The organism is Photorhabdus thracensis, assembly GCF_001010285.1.
Classification (GTDB): domain Bacteria; phylum Pseudomonadota; class Gammaproteobacteria; order Enterobacterales; family Enterobacteriaceae; genus Photorhabdus; species Photorhabdus temperata.
The window spans coordinates 834,583-853,587 of the sequence record NZ_CP011104.1 but is presented as its reverse complement, the minus strand read 5'-3'; the positions used below and the strand labels follow the sequence as shown (position 1 = coordinate 853,587).

The window sequence follows — 19,005 nt, the reverse complement described above, 5'->3', positions numbered from 1 at the left end:
AAATAGTAATTTAATAAGCAAGATATTCGATTTTTAGATTAATATTATTTTTACCCCCCTCCTTTATTATGTTATTAACGGAATAAATAATTTATATTTTACTTGATGCTGATTCCTGAACAATAGAGAGTTAAATAAATTATATACTATAAATCTCCATGTGTTGATATATATTTTTATATACAATAATTTAAACGTGATTAATTAAATGTAAACTGTTTTTATTTTAATATTACCTTGTGTTTTTATTCTGAATGTATTTATGTCGTAGTTGTTTTATTTTTGTTGCAAATAAAATCATTTGTCTAAATATTCAATAATTTTTTAATTTTTTATCTGAAATTATTATGTTATCTATAAGGGGATTAATATCCCGATTAAATTCTTGGAGATGAAATGTGGTTATTTAGTGGGTTTGTTTGAAATAATAATTATTAATAATTTGATTATAAAAACTTAAATAAATTAATTGATTTTTTGTTCTATAAAATTACACAGGTAAAATTTGGAAGCAATTCGAAAATTGGCTTGGGTAAATTATAAGAATCTGAATGGAACAGAAATAAGGATCAATATTTTGCGATTGCGTTGCTACCATTCTTACTACGTACCACTGACCCGATGCGACTCAGTGAATGTTTTCCTTTAATACATCGGGCCAGAAAATTACGTATGTGTATGTATTGTGCGAAGCCGGTTTTTCCAGATTATTTGATTGCTGAAGCGTCGATCAACGTGCCGCCGAGAGATGTCCAAGTGGACCACGATGGTGTACCTTGCTTGATATGCCAGAGTGCGTTATCACTGCCGCGTGCAAAGACTTCAAGCTGGCCGTCAGCGTTTTTCGCCACCACTGGTGCACTGGTAATCACGCCATTCAATGAAGCCCAGTCAGACCATGAACCAGATGTTGTCGTCTGCCAGATGTGCTGGAGTGTGTTATCGGCACCACGCGCAAAGACTTCAAGCCGTCCATCGGCGTTGATATGTACCGCTGGGTTACTGGTGATCGCACCAGACAGTGACCGCCAGTTTGTCCAACCTGAATTGGGAGCGACCTGCCAGATGTGCCAGAGAGCGTTACCAGAGCCACGTGCAAAGACCTCAAGCCGACCATCAGTGTTGCTAATCACCACCGGGTTGCTGGTTATCACGCCACTAAGTGACTGCCAGTTTGTCCAGGGATAGGTATGAGAAGCCGTTTGCCTGATGTACCAGAGAGCATAATCGTTGCTGCGCGCAAAGACTTCAAGCCGACCATCGGCGTTGACATGTACCGTTGGATCACTGGTGAGCACGCCATTTAGTGATTGCCAACCAGACCACAGACCGGAATCGGGAGCTGTTTGCCAGATGTGCCAGAGAGCATTATCAGAGCCGCGCGCAAAGACCTCAAGCCGGCCATCAGAGTGGGCATATATCACCGGGTTGCTGGTGATCGCACCTCCCAAAGACTGCCAGCCTGACCAACCGGAATTAGGAGCGATTTGCCTGTTGTGCCATAGCGTATTATCTGTGCCACGTACAAATACTTCCGGTCGGCCGTCTGAATTAATGTAAACGGCGGGTTTGCTGACCACTTCCCCATTAAGCGAGTTCCAACCTGACCAGGAGGTGCTGGTGTTTGGCGCCGTTTGCCAATTGTGCAACACTGTATTGTCGGTGCCCACACCGAAAACCTCGAGCCTGCCATCGGCGTTGCCTGCTACTGAGAAAATTTCGGATAACGCCATCCAGGTGCTTTCGTTGGATATTTTGATTTCGTCTGCAACATATGACTCGGTATTATCTGGACCTGATGTATTAATAGATTCTTTTTTCATGTATATATCCTTTTTAGGAATAGTTTTTTAGACTTAATAACATAGTTATGTAATAAGCAATATATTTAATTTTTATATTAATATTCTTGCTTGTGTTTTTTATTAAAAAAGAAATGGTGGATATTTTATTTGATGCTGATTTCTGATCTTTAAGGTGTCAGGTAAATGTGATGTTACATTATAAAACCCCATGCGTTTATATATATTTTACATACGGCAATTAAAAAACAATAGATTATAAGTGAATTATTTTTCTGTTTTAAAGTTTCATTTTTTTATATTTGAAAATATATTTTTTCATGGTTGTTTTAATTTCATTCAATACATCTGACAACCAAGGGGTTACTCTGTTAGATATTGCTTTCCAAACATATTCAACCAAGAATCTATTTTAGGTGCCACTGGCCCGATGCGATTTAGTGAATGTTTTCCTTGTGCGTCAGGCCAGAAGGTTATGCTTCTCTTATGCGAAGCTGGTTTTTTATCGATTATTTGATCGCTGAAGCGTCTATCAACGTGCCGCCGAGAGATGCCCAAACAGACCACGATGGTGTACCTTGCTTGATATGCCAGAGTGCGTTATCACCGCCGCGTGCAAAGACTTCAAGCTGGCCGTCAGCGTTCTTCGCCACCTCTGGTGCGCTGGTAATTACGCCACCCAATGAGGCCCAACTAGACCATGGGCCAGTGTGCGCTGTTGTTTGCCAGATATGCCAGAGTGCGTTATCGTCGCCGCGAGCAAAGACCTCAAGCCGGCCGTCGGCGTTGGCATATACCGCTGGGTTGCTGGTGATCCGACCTCCCAGTGACTGCCAGGCTGACCACGGTCCAGCATGGGGAACAGTTTGCCGGATGTGCCAGAGAGCATTATCGCCGCCGCGCACAAAAACCTCGAGCCGACCATCAGAGTTGCCGACTACCACTGGATCACTAGTGATCCCGCCACCCAGAGAGTGCCAGCTCGACCACGGACCGGCATGGGGTACGGTTTGTGAGATGTGCCAGAGAGCGTTATCGGCACCGCGAGCAAAGACCTCAAGCCGGCCATCGGAGTTGATATGTACCGCTGGGTTGCTGGTGATCGTACCACCCAGAGAGTGCCAGCTCGACCACGAACTGGAATGGGGTACGGTTTGTGAGATGTGCCAGAGAGCGTTATCGCCGCCGCGCACAAAGACTTCAAGCCGGCCATCGGAGTTGACATATACTGCCGGGTTGCTGGTGATCCCACCACCCAGTGACTGCCAGCCTGACCAACCCGCATTAGGGGCGGTTTGCGAGTTATGCCATAGCGCATTATCTGTGCCACGTACGAATACTTCCAATCGACCGTCCACATTGAGGTAAACAGCGGGCTTACTGGTGACTCCTCCACCAAGTGAGCTCCAGCCGGACCAGGAAGAGTCGGTGTTTGGTACTGTTTGCCGATTACGCCACACTGCGTTGTCAGTACCTATCCCGAAAACCTCGAGCCGACCATAGGCGCTGCCTGTCACTGAGACAATTCCGGATAATGCGGTTACATAATTTGGGGTATTATCTAAATTTAATGTATCAACAGAGTCTATTTTCATATGTATGCCTTATTAAAAAATTAATTTTTCAGGTTAACTTGATAGTAATTTAATGAACGAGATATTTAATTTTGTAGATTGATATTCTCATTTATGCATATTGTTTTTTATTAAGAAGAGAAATGATTAATACTTTATTTGAAGCTAATTTTTAATTTATTAAGTGTCCAACAAACGTGATTCTATTTTATAAAACCCTATGTGTTAATATGTATTTTTGCATACGATCATCTAAGAATGATTAATTACACATAAACTATTTCTTATTTGAAAGTCACCCTGTATTTCTATTAATATTATATTCATATCACGATTATTTTGTTTTTATTCGAAATAAAAACTGTCAGGTACAGGAAATGGCTAATGAAGTTGGTAGCCTTGGCAAACCGGTAGGAGAGTAATTTTCTCCATATTGATAAAAGAATTCTGATACATGTTTAAATTAAATTGAAACTGTTAATGGTGAAATGTAATTATTTGGTGAGTTTATTTGAAACTATATTTACTAATAATTCAATCATAACAATTTAAATAAACTAATTACTTATACGCTTTATAAACTTATAGATGGAATTTTAAATTAAATTGTAAGTTCGGTTTTGATTTTCAAATCGGAAGAGATCTGCAAACTTGGTTGTAATCAATAGAGTTAAATTGTGAGGATCTGAATAAGCTGGCCGATGCGGGGCTGTGAATGTTTTCTTTATGCATCAGGCCAGAAGGTTACGTTCGTCTTGTGCAAAGCCGGATTCTTACAGATTATTTGATTGCTGAAGCATTGATCAAAGAACCGCCGAGGCATGTCCAAGTGGTCCACGATTGTGTGGATGGTTCGGTTTGCCGGATGATCCAGAGTCCGTTATTAGTACCGCGTACAAAGACGTCAAACTGGCCGGTAGCGCTCTTCGTCACCACTGGGGCGCTGGTAATCTCGCCACCTAATGAGGACCAGTTAGACCAAGAACCAGAGCGTTTTACTGTCTGCCAGAGGTGCCAGAGAGCGTTATCGGCGCCGCGCGCAAAGACCTCAAGCCGGCCATCAGAGTTGACATTTACCTCTGGGTCGCTGGTGAGCTCGCCACCTAATGAGCTCCAGTTAGACCACGGACCCGCGTATTCCTTTTGCCAGAGGTGCCAGAGAGCGTTATCGGTGCCGCGCGCAAAAACCTCAAGCCGACCATCATAGTTGCTGAATACCACTGGATCGCTGGTAATCTCGCCACCTAATGAGCTCCATGTTGACCACGAGCCAGAGTGTCCCGTTTGCTGGATGTACCAGAGTGCGTTATCGGAACCGCGTGCAAAGACCTTAAGCTGGCCATCGGAGTTGAATACTGCTGGGTTGCTGGTGATCACGCCACCTAGCGACTCCCAGTCTGACCAATGATTGTGATGGGCAACTGTTTGCCGGATGCGCCAGAGAGCATTATTGGAGCCGCGCGCGAAGACTTCAAGCCGATCATCAGAGTTAATACATACCGCCGGGTCGCTGGTCATCCAGCCACCTAAAGAATTCCAGCCTGACCAACCGGAATTGGGAGCGAACTGCCAGTTATGCCATAGCGCATTATCCGCGGCACGTACGAATACTTCCAATCGACCGTCTGAACTGAGGTAAACGGTGGGTTTGCTGGTCGCTTTTCCTTGAAGCGAGCTCCAACCGTATACGGTGGTGCCTGTATGTGATACCGTTTGCCAATTGTGCCATACGGCATTGTCAGGACCCACTCCGAAAACCTCGAGCCGATTATCGGCGTTTTTTCCCACCGAGACAATTCCGGATAACGCGGTCATGGAATTCCGGGCATTATTTAAATTTAATGTTTCAGCAGAATTTATTTTCATATGTATACCTCATAAAAGAATAATCTTTCAGATTCATCAAATGGTAATTTAATAAGTAAGATTTTGATCAGTAGAGCGTCAAGAAAATATAATTATATATTATAAACACCCATTTGTTGATATGTATTTTTACATTGGAACATTCTAAAGTAATTAATTGAAGATGAACTATTTTTATTTGAAAGTCACCCTGTATTTCTATTAATAATATATTTATACCCGTTATCTTTCAAGTTGCCTCTTTGTTGGTTGCACTCGCTCACCCCGGTCACATAGTTCGCTATGCTCCCGGGGATTCGCTCCCTTGCTGTCGCGATGCATCTTGAAATCTATAGGGTATATATCATGGTTATTCTGTTTTTATTCGAAATAAGAGTTGTCAGATACAGGAAACGGCTAATTAGGAGGGGGAATTTATCCAATCAGGGAAGAATGGTTTTCCTATATTGATAAAAAAATTTTGATACATATTAAAATTAAGCGGGAATTGTTAATGTCAAAACGAAATTATTTGGTAGATTTATTTGAAATTATATTTATTAATGGCTTGATAATAACAACTTAAATAAACTAATTACTTGTGCGTTCTATAATCTTATATAGGTAGAATTTGGATTTAATTTGTAAATTTGGTTTTGATTTTCAAATTTATTGCTATGTAGTCCTTTAAAAACTTAGTAAAACTTTTATTCTATTAAGATATTTATAAATAAGCCACTTGTGTGTGTTTTCCGTATTTTCGGGAATGGACCTTATCTTTTATGTATTAAGGATAGAATCGAAAAGTGTTCCCTGTGTTCACGGGGATAAATAGGGTTCTGTCAGAAAAAGGCATATCAGCTCAGTGATATGCCTTTATTTTAACTAATTGATTTAAAAGTAAGTTGTGATCCCGGCACGGAATGTCCTTCCCGGCGATGGAATATAACCTAGGCTGAGAGGCTGGATATAATATTTGTCGAAGATATTATCCACACCAAACTCAAACTCGACATGTTTATTCATTCGGGCGGTCAGAGAGATATCTGCCACCGTTGCGGGTCGCCAAATAATGGGGGCCAGCAGGGGAGCGGAACCTTGCTCCGGTTTTGCTGCGGGTACAGATCGTTGACCATAATGTGAGACTCTTGCATTGATGGACATTTTGTCATCTAGAAATTTTCGTGTCAGATCGAGTGATACAGCATATTTAGGCGGAATATGGTTAGTGGCATAATCCGAAGGGAGGCTGCGAGCGACACAACCTTCATTTTCAGTACAGAATCTGACTTTCGTATAGTAATTCATAGATAAACGCGCATCAAAATGATCACTGTGGTAAACACTTGCTAATTCTAATCCTGCGAATTTCGCGGCTTTAATATTGCTGATATACATACTCCAGTAATCATCCATCCATGACCGGTTGATATAGTCTTTCACCCGATTATCGAAGTAGGATATTTTGATATCGAAACTGTCATTGTCAGCAATCACACCCGGGAAACGTGATGTCAGCCCGAATTCTATATTTTTTGAAATTTCAGGTTTTATATAATCGTCAACACTCATCATGTAGCCACGAATACCTTCAACCATTGATGGAAAGCGTGGCGCATAGGTATATTTGGCGTGTAGCGCAGTTTCATTATTCAGTTCAAATTTAGCGCCTGCCCAGTAACCATGAGCGTGATCCTGCTTGTTGTTTACTTTTCCTGAGGCCAGTTTCCGACGAAGAGAAGGTACTGGACTATAATCTTCGACTTGATAGGATTTGTAATCCCATCCACCCATTAAGGTAAGGCGTCCAGTAAGCATATAGCTGCCGTTTAGGAAAAGATGGCCTTCCTTACGCTCTCCTTCCCGATTAACGGCATACTCCCATTTTCCTTCGCTTGGGCCTGTGCGTTCACGAATAAAGCTGGCCCCGTAATTCAACTCAATATCTTGCATTGAAAGCTCAAATAATGAGGTGTTACTCAGATTCATCCCTACTGTACGCATGAATTTTTTATCGCCGAGGGTATTATTTGAAGTTCGGGGGCGATCGTTAACTCGTGTCTGCCACACGCCTATGTCCAAATTAATCCAAGGATTTGATGACGGCTCCCATTTATAATTGAGGCTGTGTCTGTTCATGTTGAGCCGTGTCAGTGGACCCTGATCTAAGATCATGAATGTTTGGCTCAGGTTTGCCATATCCGCGACATAAGATTCTCCGTAGAGATTTTGATAATGGCTAACGATAGCGGAGATTTCATGACCATCACCAAAACGAATTTTTCCTTTACCCAGTAACGATTGACTATCTTCAGAAGTGTTAGGAACGGCATCTCCCATTGCATACAGCGAATAACCTGCCATCTGTTCACTGAATTGTGGAATGAGGCAATCCTGCGGATCGCTTTGACACAGGTAACCCGGCATCCCACGTTCCCTGGCTCCTGGCCCGTGTTTACCCGAATGGTAATTACCACGTTTGCGCTGAGAAGCACCAAACAGCAATTCATAGGAAGGTTCGGCCACTGCGAAAACAATACTCCCGGTTCGATTCCTGGCATCAAAGAGAGAGGTTTTTGATGGGGATGGCCAGTCATTACGTTGATAATCGTCAGGATTAGAATGGTTGTTCAATAGACTTCCCTTTAGACGAAGTCCGATTTTTTGCCCATCAAGCAGGATATCGCTGGCTTCGATGGTTTTTATCTCCACGACACCCCCAATGGCTCCCATACCGCCTTTTCCTGTCGGGCCTTTGCTGATGTCTACCCGGCCAATGAAATCGGGATCAATGAAGGAACGATTGGAGACACCCTGATAACCACGATACAGGGCAGTCTGGTTAGATGCGCCATCAACAGTGGTTAAGACCCGGCCTTGTCCTTGCAGGCCCCGTATATTCACATCCAGGCTGCCTGAACTGCGTGCTTCACCAGACAATACGCCTGGGGTTGTTTTAAATATATCAACAGGGTGGATTACACCAAATTTTTCGATATCTTTACCTTTGATGGTGGTGCTATCGAAACGTAATGGCTCATTACCTGAGTACCCGCGACTGCCTGTTACCGCAAGGGGGCTCAGTGTTATTGCACCTTTTTTGGTCATATTTTTTACTATTTTTACTAACGTATAACTGCCATTGGTGCGTTGGGACAGTTGTAAATGGCTGCCTGTGAGCAGTTGTACCAAACCTTCATGGGCGGTAAAGCTGCCGTTTAGTGAAGGTGCTGTCAGTCCATTGGTTAAATTCGGGTCAAAGGAGAACGCCGTACCTGTTTGAGCCGCAAAACGGGACAAAGAATTTCCCAATGCCCCCGACGGAATATTGACGGAATAAACGGTCTCGGGTTGTGTAGCCGCATAAATAGGCTGTACCGACAGCAGCATCAATGGAAGTAACAATGTAGTTAAGGACTTTTTCTGCCGGCGTGGTTGTGATCCCTGACAGTTAACATGATATGGCATAAGCAATTTCTCCATCGCTTTTTAAGCTTCTTTTGTCTCTATGCCGTATGAGATTGAAAAAAGTGTCAGTAAAAATAATTATTTTTATTAATTGGGTGGATAGAGGGTAATCCAGTAGCGAGTCAGGCTGCGCATTGAGAGCGGATAGGTCTGTAATAGCATACGCAGTGCCAAATCCGTATCCCGTATAGGAAAGGCGCCAGAAACCCGCAGATTTGCCACTGCATCATCACAACGGATCACACCGGAGCGATAGCGATTCAGGTCAGCAATCACCGTTGCCAGCGGCAAATTATCAGCCACTATCATACCTTGTAACCAACTTAGTGATATTGCTGATCTGAGATGCGGTGGGGAAACGGCAAACGGAGTGAAATGTGTTGCTTCTCCGGCATACAATATTTGTGGTGAACCATTATCTGGAATAATACGAACTGCCCCTTCTGCTATTTTCACCTGAGTGTGGGAGGCTTGCTGGCGGACGCTGAATTTTGTACCCAACGCCACAATAGTGCCTTGTTTGGTTCGTACTTTAAATGGGCGTACCGGCTGGTGGCTATCTTTATGGGTTTCAATATACATTTCCCCCAATTTTAAATGAACAAGCCGCTGGGTATCGTCGTAATAAACATCCGCTGAACTTTGTGTGTTTAACGTTAGCTGACCGCTGTCTGGCAATGACCAGCGCTGTATTTGTCCTGTAGCGGTGTGATAATCGCCAGTTAGAAGCTTAAATTGATCGGATTGCCAGAAGAACGATGCTCCAGTCGGTATTAACAACATAAGAGAGAGTTTTCTGATGACTTCGCGGCGGGCAAGGGGACGTTTATTGCTCAACAAAGGTGATGCGATATGAGGCGGCAGGTGATGTAACCGTGCTAACAGGCATTGCGCACGCTCCCAAGCTTGGGCATGTTCTGGGCTTTGTGCACACCAGGCGGCACAGGCATCCCGGTCAGCTTCGCTGACGTGACTGTCATTTAGAATGGTCAGCCATTCTGCGGCTTCTGCAAGTATCGTTTCAGAGGTTGTACTTAATGAGTGAGATGTATTGGTGGAAGCCATATATCAATCTCTCTATGCCATCGCTATCAGGCACTGATAAAAACCTTGTTTCATATAGCGTTTTACCGTAGATAGTGAAATATTCATGTGATTTGCAATATCTTCATATTTCATTCCCTCTATCTGGGAGAGCAAAAAGGCAGTCTGCACTGGCGTGGGGAGTTGACTAAGCATCATATCAATTTCTTGAAGCGTTTCGAGGATAATAAGTCTCTGCTCTGGTGCAGGAATAAGCTGCTCGGGCAGGCTGGCGAGCAGATCCAGATAGGATTGTTCAAGTGATCGACGGCGATACCAGTTAATCATCAACCCCTTAGCGATAGTGACGATATAGGCACGAGGTTCATTTAACTGCTGTGGCAGAGGCGAGCGAAGTAATTTAACAAAAGTATCTTGAGCCAGGTCTGCGGCGGTTTCATCGCAGTGAAGACGATGCTTAAGCCAACGGAATAGCCAATCATGATTGTGGACGTACATCCACTGGATCTTTTGAGTATCTAAAGCATTAACGGTCATTTTCATGCCATTTTACAATGTAAATGCAAATCATTATCACTTTTGGTATGTTACAGGTAATTACTCTCCGTTACCAATAAATAATTTTCGGGGATACGTTGATCAGATTGGTTTTTTATTTGTCATTAGCAAGGCTAAATTATACAAGCTTTAAATATGCGATCGAGAATTTAAGAATAGGTACTCTTTTATAGTGTGACAGAATTATTTTGCATCAATATATTACAATGGCTAATATATTAAGTACTTAAATAGAATGTAATATGGAGAAAGTTACAGTAGAAAATATAATTTCCCCGTATAATCTTGGGAAATTATTCTAATCTATTGGTTGGATATTGATATTTATGTTTAGTAATGCATTTTACTTCTTCTTTTAATTCTGAGAATTTTTTAATCTGTGTTCAGGCGACATCGAAAAAACGATGAGATTTACGTTGACGGATATGAGAAACTGTTTTTCTATGCTCCTCTTTGCAATATGGAGCGTCGAATAGGATATATACCCGTAATCATTGAAGATGCTTGATTTTATACGAAATGGAGATCATTATTCTTGCCATGAAAATATTTATCACATCAGAACAAAAAATCAAACTTGAACGTCTTCACGACACAACTCGTGATGGTCAGGTACGTGATAGAATAAAAGCTATCCTTCTGGCTTCTGAAGGGGGGGAGTTCCGTGATGATAGCCCAGGTATTGCGGCTCCATCAGACCACCGTTGACCGCTATATCAGCGATTACCTCAATCAAGGTAAACTTAAATCTGATAATGGGGGTCTGATAGTTTACTTTCTTGAAAGCAAACTGATTTTTTAATCAACCACTTATCTCAAAATCTTTTCCATCACACACATGAAATCGTGGCCTATGTTACTCAGCTCTGGAATATTACCTTTAGCATTCCAGGCATGAATAAATGGCTACACTGTCAGGGTTTTTCTTATAAAAATCTATGGTCACCCCCGTTTTTGCAACACAAATTTTGATGTATGGTGGGCTTGCGTAAATCTATTCGGCGTCTGGTGAGCAGTCATGCCCGCGCCACGATGAGTTCCGTGCCTGCCGAACCTTAAAAACCGGTCGGCTTCAGAGAGCCATTTTTTATATCAGGTTCATCAGCAGGCCGATATGCCGTTCATGTCATCAATTATCTGTCGTCGCAAAACCAGATGGTAACTGCTTAACTTACTGAGCTAACGCAGTTTTTCGTTGGCTCTTTTATTTAATGAACACCGTCTGATGTGCCGTAACGGCCCAGGCTATTCGTGCCAGTTTATTCGCCAGTGCGCACGCCACAACGTTCGAGTGATGGCGGGCAAGCTGCCTGTTCACCCACTCTGCCAGACGCCCTGGATTATGCTCCAGCCGCTGCATAAAGACCCTGGCACACTGTACCAGCAGCCGCCTCAGATTTTTATCACCCCGCTTGCTGATGCCCATCAGTGTCGTTTTTCCACCCGTGCTGTACTGGCGGGGAACCAGCCCTGTTGAAGCCGCAAAGTCACGGCTGCTGGCATAGTTTTTACCGTCCCCCAGCCGCATGGCTAACAGACTCGCCGTTACCGGCCCAACGCCAGGAATGGTCAGCAGGCGTTGCGCGGTTTCATCTTCCACCAGATGCGTTTTCAGTTCCTTATCGACTTCCTCAATTTCTCCGCTGAGGTAAACATAATGACTGTGGAGTCTGCTCAGAACCCTTGCCAGATAAGGCGGAAAGTCATTTTCTTCCAGCACAGCGGCCAGACGTCGTATCACGGCAATACCGCGCGGCAGACTGACGCCGAACTCCAGCAAAAAAGCGTGCATCTGATTGGTGGTTTTAACGCGTTGCCGTATCAGTGAGTCTCTGACGCGATGGAGGGCGGCCATCGCCTGTTGGTCTTCTGTGCGGGGGGGCACAAAGCGCATGGAGGGCCGGGAAGCTGCCTCGCAGATAGCTTCAGCATCGACAAAATCGTTCTTGTTACTCTTAACAAAAGGACGGACGAACTGCGGAGAAATCAGCTTTGCCTCATGGCCTAAATCAGCGATCCGGCGAGCCATAAAGTGCGCCCCACCGCAGGACTCCATCACTACGGTTGCAGCCTTGCAGGAACCGAGAAAATTAATAAGCTGAGTGCGGGAAAACTTCTTACGCAGCAGGGCGTTACCCTGCCTGTCCTGACAGTGGACATGGAAGGAATGTTTACCGAGATCGATACCAATAAGCGTAACGTTTTGCATGATGGTTCCCTCTAAAATAAAATACCCTGCTAGCGTACCTCTCACAGGGTGGGGGTGACCATCTCATTAACCTTGTAGTGTCCCTCATAAATTCGATGCAGAAAAACAGAGACAATTTATTGAATATTATGAAAATCTTAAAGTCACAGCGAAAGACGAACCCATCCTTTTTCTTGACGCTGTTCACCCGACTCAAGGTACCAAACTCAGTTAGGATTGGATGCAAAAAGGCGAGAAAAAAACAGTAAAAACAACAGGAAGCCGAACAATTCATCTTATTGTGGATGGGGCGGGTTACAACAAAACTTTTGGTGTAAGTTTAAAAAAATTTTGACTGTTATAATGTTGGAAACATAGTGTCTTAACATCGTGTTTGATAGGAAAAAATAATGCCGAAACTAATTTATTATGTCGCTGCGACAATAGACGGTTATATTGCTAATAATAGCCACGGTCTGGATTGGTTGGATGAGTTTGAGCTTGGAGATGACGCAACACCTTATGATGATTTTTACCAAGGTATTGGTGCTGTGATTATGGGTTCAGGAACATACGAATGGATAATGGCAAATTCATCGGATGATTGGCCATACAAAAATATTCCCGCATTTGTTCTTTCTCATCGGACATTGCCAAAGCATGAAGGGCTGAATATTACCATAACCAATAAAGCAGCAGGAGATATTGCTGCTGTGGCGAAGAAAGCGGCTAATGGTAAAAATGTCTGGTTAGTGGGAGGCGGTAAAACGGCTGCGTATTTTGCTGAGGCTGGTGAATTACAGCAAGTATTCTTGACCACGATTCCGGTATTTTTAGGAGTAGGTATTGAAGTTCTTCCTGTGAGTGAAAAATTGAGTGTTACACCTAAAACTCAACGTTTTTTACGTAGCGGTGCCATTGAAATCCTGTTGGATGTAAATATAGGTTAAGCTTGTAATGATAATTAGCAAAAACCGCCGTAAACCCTTGCCCAGTGCGGGCGGGGATATCAGGCGAAAAGCCCAAAGGGCTTTCAGATTATTGACAAAGTGCTGGTTTTTTATCCGGCATTTTGTTTTAATTAAGTTCCGTTCACTCAACGGAGCTTGCCACCATGTTAAGACCCCCCCTCTCCAGACTTTCCCGCCAGAAACGCTCTCGCTTGACGAGCTGGTCCCTAAAAATCATTTGGTCCGTCAAGTCGATGCTGCCATTGATTTCGAATTTATCCGCGAATTAGTCGCCCCGTTGTATTGCCACAATAATGGCCGTCCTGCTATCGATCCGGTCATGCTGATTAAAATGATGTTACTCGGCTACTTGTTTGGCGTCCCCAGTGAACGCCGTCTGGTTCAGGAAATTCAGGTTAATGTGGCTTACCGCTGGTTTCTGCGCCTCGGACTGACAGAGAAGGTCCCTGATGCCTCAACCCTGAGTCAGAACCGCCGCCGCCGTTTCAATCATACCGCGGTCTTCCAGCAGATTTTTGACCACATTGTTGAACAGGCGATGGCCAAAGGATTCGTGGGCGGACGCGTACTCTATACCGACAGCACCCACCTGAAAGCCAGTGCCAATCCGCATAAATCGGAGAATGTCATGCGGCCGGTTCCCCCCGGCGCCTATTTTGATGCACTGGATAAAGCCGTCACTGAAGACCGGGCGGCAGCCGGAAAAAAAGCCTGAAGCCAGCCCTAAAGGAACGGCAGAGAAAGACGAAGGTCAGTACCACTGATCCGGAAAGCGGGTTTATGCACCGGACCAACAAACCCAGGGGGTTCTTTTACCTTGACCACCGTACCGTGGATGGGCAAGTCGGTATTATCACCGATACCTACGCCACACCGGGTAATGTCCACGATAGCCAGCCTTTTATCAAGCGCTTGACGCGTCAGTTAGAGCGTTTTGCCCTCAATCCCCTCGCGGTTGGGTTGGATGCGGGCTATTTTACGGCCCCGGTTTGTTACTTAACGGAACAGTTAGGTGTCATGCCGATAATCGGTTACCGCCGTCCGAATAAGGGGTCGAACGTCTTCCAGAAAAAACATTTTACCTATGACAAGCAGGAGGACTGCTATGTGTGCCCTCAGGGCGAAAAGTTGATTTATAAAACAACCAGCCGAGAGGGATACCGGCATTATCAGGCCGCGGCGAATATCTGCCAGTATTGCCCGAAACGCGCGTCCTGTACGCAGGCCAAAGGGGGCAAAAAGATAACCCGTCATGTCTGGGAGGACAGTAAAGAGCAGGCCAGGGAAAACCGGCTAACGGAGTGGGGTAAAAAAACCTACAAGCGGCGAAAGGAGACGATAGAGCGTAGTTTTGCAGATGCGAAGCAACATCACGGGCACCGCTATGCCCGTTTCCGTGGGTTGCAAAAAGTGCAAATACAGTGTCTTTTGGCAGCCACAGCCCAAAATATCAAGAAGATAGCCTTGCTGGTCGCAATGCTTTGTTGTTTTTATCTCTGGAGAGCGAGCATTTCATTGCAGGAGAAGCGAAAATAACGCCTTGTCGGGCGATTAAATTGGCTTAATGAGGAAAATGGATGGCATTATGATTCACAATGAAAGGAACAAATCCCGTTATTTTCAACGAGGTTTGTCAGCGGTCTGAAAGCCCAAAGGGCTTTAAGGCGGGCTACTGCGACGTCTCCTGACTGAATTGATATCTGCCGGTAAAACAGGCTAAAATGAATGCACTTTATCAATGAGTGTTGAATATGTTAAGAGCGACCAAAGTCCGCCTCTACCCCACACCCGAACAGGCCGAGTATCTTAATGGCCAGTTCGGTGCGGTCCGTTTTGCGTACAACAAGGCGCTGTACATCAAAAAGCATACTTACAAACGTCACGGCGTAAGTTTAAATCCGCGCAAAGACCTCAAACCGTTACTGGCGGTCGCGAAGAAATCCCGCAAGTATGCCTGGCTCAAGACATATGACGCCATCGCGTTACAGCAGGCGGTGATCAATCTGCATACCGCATTTGATAATTTCTTCAATCCGAAGTTGCGCGCCCAATTTCCCACGTTCAAACGCAAACAGGGCAGGCAATCCAGTTACCATTGTGTTGGGGTGAAAGTGCTGGAGGGCGCAGTGAAGATCCCGAAATTGTCACCGATAGAAGCGTGCATACACAGAAAAATTGAAGGGGAGGTGAAGAGCATTACGCTCTCTCGCACCGCCACGGGAAAATATTTCGCCGCTATCCTGTGTGACGATGGTCGGGATGCGCCGGAAAAGCCGGGCGTTATCACCCGCGTGACCGGTTGCGATATGGGTTTGTCCCACTATCTTATCGAGTCGACCGGAGAGAAGGTCAATAACCCGCGTCACCTTATCAACGCCACCCGTAACCTGCGTCGAAAGCAGAAATCGCTGTCCCGCAAACAAAAGGGCAGTGCTAACCGCGGCAAGGCCCGATTACGTCTGGCGGCAGTCCATGAGCGGGTAGCCAATGCCCGCACCGATTTTCAACACAAACTCTCTCGGACAATGGTTGACGAAAACCAAGCGCTCATTGTTGAGACACTAAAATCGGCCAACATGATGAAGAATCACCGCATTGCCCGCGCTATCGGGGATGCGGGCTGGCATGGTTTCATCAAGAAACTGGAATACAAAGCCGCAGCAGCGGGCGTCCATCTGGTCAAACTGGATCAGTGGTTCGCCAGTTCGAAAACCTGTCATTGCTGCGGTTACAAAATGCCGGAAATGCCGCTGCATAAGCGGATCTGGCAATGCCCTTTCTGCCGAGTCGAACATGATCGCGATATCAATGCGGCGCTCAACATCCAGAGCAAGGGCACGAGAGAATTACAGGCGGCGGGGCTCGTCGTCTCTGCCCACGGAGGCCAGCGTAAATCCGTCATAAAGACGGTTGCGGCCTGAGAAGTGGGAAGCCTCGCCGTTTTTTACGGCGGGGAGCAGTCACCTTTGTATGTCTGGGTTGTACTTGCATGCAAAGCTACTCTGTTTTCGAGTAAACAGATCCAATTCTATGGATAGTATGCTTGGCATTTGCCTGCCCACATTATCGTGTGGAATTTGTCGCTTGTTATGAATTCAATTACTTATATTCATAAGACTTTGTGTACTTATTGAGAAATTACGGCGATTGCTTGATTGTTCCTATCTCTATTGAATACTATTTTCAGTAATAGATTTAGCTAAAACCATATTTTTTAATCTGGATTTTTGTTAATTATAACGCGGCGACTTCATATATCTGGTGAGGGATCTCGGGTTCCTCTTTGGTCCAGGGCGCGAGCATACTTTTTTACCCCCCCCCCTTGAATGAACCGTAATTATATGATCTTATTCTCCTTATTTTTCTTTTTAATACTCGCCCATGAATCCGAACCAGACCCTGATTGAACATTTAACCGTTGTGAAAGAAACTCGTTCTGACATCAATCGTCAATACGAGCTGATTGATGTTATTTTTCTTGTCATCAGCGCCATTCTCGCTGGCGCTGAAGGTTGGCAAGATATTGAAACTTATGGTCGGGCCAAAATTACGTGGCTGAAAAAATATCGCCCCTTTCTCAGTGGAATACCATGCCGACACACGGTTGCCAGAATTGTGCGCGCTATTGAACTTGATTCGCTGTTGGAGGCTTTGCTCAACTGGATCAATGAACAACGTGAACAGGCAGGGAAACCGGTCATTGCCTTCGATGGAAAAGTTCTGCGACGCGCCTACCGTAATGAAAAGCAAAACGCCGTCCAACTGGTCACGGCATATGATACGGAACAAGGATTAGTCCTGAGCCAGAAAGCCACTGCCACGAAAAACGGGGAAATCAGTATCGTGCGGCAGATGTTGGATATCCTTGACCTGAAAGGCAGCATCGTCACGCTGGATGCTTTGCATTGTCAGCGCCAAACGCTGGAAAAAATCAGCGAAAAGAAAGCCCATGTCGTGGTTCAGGTGAAAAAAAATCAACCCCATCTGTGGGAAGCCGTCCAATCGCAATTTCAGGCGGTGTTTGATGCCGGTAAAGAAAAAATTATCACGGAAGTTAAGCAAGAAGCCCATGGCCGGCGTGAAGAGCGTTATGTGTTTCAGTTAAAGCCCCAATTTACGGCAGAATTAATCGAGAAATGGCCGACCATTCGTAGCATTATCGCCGTAGAACGTCACCGGACACAAAATGGCAAAGGAACGGTGGACACGTCTTATTATGTGAGTTCCCTTTCGCCCAAGCATAAATCACTGGGATATTATATTCGCCAGCATTGGCGGATTGAAAATACCCAGCACTATATTCTTGATGTGGTCTTTAAAGAAGATGATTCACGAATTGTTCTGGAGGGTGCAGTTGAGAATCTGGCCTTATTCCGTCGTATCGTCCTGAATCTGGTCAAACAATGCGATTGCGGGGCACCGAGCCAAAGGAACAAGCTTAAAAAAGCGGGTTGGTGCGATGATTATCGGGCAAGAGTTTTCTTTGGATGAATAGCAGTCAAAGTATGCTCGTGCCCTGCTCTTTGGTCTGGTGTCAGACCGCTCCTATGCTGCGTTTCGATGCCCCATATAAAGAAGAAAAAATGGCAGCGATCAGTCAAGTGTTACACAAGTACAATATCCGATATGTTATAACAATATATAGATATAACGAAGAAAAGATAAATAGAACCCTTTACTGAAGGTTCATATAATTCCATAAAAATATTATCTAATGATCACATAAATCATTAGATAATGAGTAACTACTATACAAATCCCTAAAAATTGTTCGACCGTAATGCTAATTTAATAAAAAATAGCCAATAAGTTTATTATATCTTGGTGGAATATAAAGATCATAGCCATTTTCTTTACAAAGTAATCTTAACTCCATAACTGATCCAACAGAAAGTTTCTCATAGATAAATTCAAAATATTTCTCCACAGTACGGCATGAAATACCCATTTCGACGGCTATATCTTTATTACTGAGACCGCAGCAAAACAGAAAAATAACCACCCACTCTTTCGCTCTTAATATATTATTTGGCGGCTTAAGCTTAACAGGGGTAAACATATGATGTTTAATATAATGAGCCATCGCAAAATATTCTATTTCTCTTGCATGGGAAACGACACCAATACATTGATTATTTTCATCCATTAATGGGAATTTATTATAAAAATAAGCTCTAAATAGTTCACCTTTTCCAAAAGGGTAAATCCCTATAGATGAGATTCGCTGCATCTGTGTTAAAACCTTACGGTCGTGCTCTTCAAACAAATCGGCAAGATGATGAAACGGTGTCAATAATTCTTTTTCAGAATACCCAATAACATCAAAACCTTTAGGGAGTTTGTTAACTTTAATAAATGCTCTGTTCGCATAAATTAAACGGAATTCTCTATCTTTTACAAACCACAGTTCAGAGCTTCTATCCCACATATTTGTTAACTGATGCGTAATTAAAGGAAAATTTTTGCATCTCGATTGATTCATATAAAGCAGTCCTTAAAAACATTATGTTTCATTAAATTATTTAATGTATAAGTGCATGTTCTTGCTGGTAATA

General features: G+C 44.0%; 12 protein-coding genes and 2 pseudogenes. 6 read left to right on the top strand and 8 right to left on the bottom strand.

The genetic code is table 11. The features are described from left to right. Positions 1-707: 707 nt before the first annotated feature. From VY86_RS03510 to VY86_RS03485, 6 genes are all read right to left on the bottom strand, one after another. Positions 708-1,823, bottom strand: a complete 1,116-nt coding sequence (locus VY86_RS03510; RefSeq protein ID WP_046973940.1) for a PLL family lectin — start codon at positions 1,821-1,823, stop codon at positions 708-710. A 488-nt stretch (positions 1,824-2,311) separates the two neighbouring features. Further along, a complete protein-coding gene (locus VY86_RS03505) occupies positions 2,312-3,397 on the bottom strand; it encodes a PLL family lectin (RefSeq protein WP_046973939.1) in 1,086 nt (361 codons plus the stop codon). Positions 3,398-4,156: 759 nt separating this feature from the next. Further along, on the bottom strand, positions 4,157-5,242 hold the full coding sequence (locus VY86_RS03500) for a PLL family lectin (protein WP_046973938.1): 1,086 nt from the start codon (positions 5,240-5,242) through the stop codon (positions 4,157-4,159). An 873-nt stretch (positions 5,243-6,115) separates the two neighbouring features. Further along, on the bottom strand, positions 6,116-8,689 hold the full coding sequence (locus VY86_RS03495) for a TonB-dependent receptor (protein WP_046973937.1): 2,574 nt from the start codon (positions 8,687-8,689) through the stop codon (positions 6,116-6,118). 87 nt (positions 8,690-8,776) lie between these two features. Then, positions 8,777-9,754 (bottom strand): FecR domain-containing protein, encoded by a 978-nt coding sequence (locus VY86_RS03490; RefSeq protein ID WP_046973936.1) that lies wholly within the window; start codon positions 9,752-9,754, stop codon positions 8,777-8,779. Between the two features lie 12 nt (positions 9,755-9,766). Continuing rightward, positions 9,767-10,270, bottom strand: a complete 504-nt coding sequence (locus VY86_RS03485) for a sigma-70 family RNA polymerase sigma factor (protein ID WP_023045152.1) — start codon at positions 10,268-10,270, stop codon at positions 9,767-9,769. Between the two features lie 561 nt (positions 10,271-10,831). On the opposite strand from VY86_RS03485, the pseudogene VY86_RS23940 reads away from it, so the two are divergent. Further along, positions 10,832-11,260, top strand: a pseudogene (locus VY86_RS23940) (helix-turn-helix domain-containing protein); the annotation flags it as partial. 235 nt (positions 11,261-11,495) lie between these two features. Here the strand turns inward: VY86_RS23940 and VY86_RS03475 are convergent. Continuing rightward, on the bottom strand, positions 11,496-12,500 hold the full coding sequence (locus VY86_RS03475) for an IS110 family RNA-guided transposase (RefSeq protein WP_046973935.1): 1,005 nt from the start codon (positions 12,498-12,500) through the stop codon (positions 11,496-11,498). Between the two features lie 70 nt (positions 12,501-12,570). On the opposite strand from VY86_RS03475, the pseudogene VY86_RS26395 reads away from it, so the two are divergent. The 5 genes and pseudogenes from VY86_RS26395 to VY86_RS03455 form a co-directional block, all read left to right on the top strand. Then, positions 12,571-12,804 (top strand): annotated as a pseudogene (locus VY86_RS26395) (IS630 family transposase); the annotation flags it as partial. A gap of 85 nt (positions 12,805-12,889) precedes the next feature. Next, on the top strand, positions 12,890-13,429 hold the full coding sequence (locus tag VY86_RS03470) for a dihydrofolate reductase family protein (protein WP_046973934.1): 540 nt from the start codon (positions 12,890-12,892) through the stop codon (positions 13,427-13,429). Between the two features lie 130 nt (positions 13,430-13,559). Then, positions 13,560-14,986, top strand: a protein-coding gene (locus VY86_RS03465) for an IS1182 family transposase (protein ID WP_158020014.1) whose coding sequence is annotated in 2 segments (ribosomal slippage) — positions 13,560-14,160 and positions 14,160-14,986 — 1,428 coding nt in all. Because the reading frame shifts where the segments join, the coding sequence is not laid out codon by codon here. A gap of 215 nt (positions 14,987-15,201) precedes the next feature. Beyond that, positions 15,202-16,371, top strand: a complete 1,170-nt coding sequence (locus tag VY86_RS03460; RefSeq protein ID WP_046973933.1) for an RNA-guided endonuclease InsQ/TnpB family protein — start codon at positions 15,202-15,204, stop codon at positions 16,369-16,371. A gap of 460 nt (positions 16,372-16,831) precedes the next feature. Then, positions 16,832-17,941 carry an ISAs1 family transposase gene (locus tag VY86_RS03455; protein ID WP_046973751.1) on the top strand — a complete coding sequence of 370 codons (1,110 nt, stop codon included), beginning with the start codon at positions 16,832-16,834 and terminating at the stop codon, positions 17,939-17,941. 292 nt (positions 17,942-18,233) lie between these two features. Here the strand turns inward: VY86_RS03455 and VY86_RS03450 are convergent, their stop codons facing one another. Further along, positions 18,234-18,932, bottom strand: a complete 699-nt coding sequence (locus VY86_RS03450) for a helix-turn-helix transcriptional regulator (protein ID WP_046973932.1) — start codon at positions 18,930-18,932, stop codon at positions 18,234-18,236. Positions 18,933-19,005: the final 73 nt, after the last annotated feature.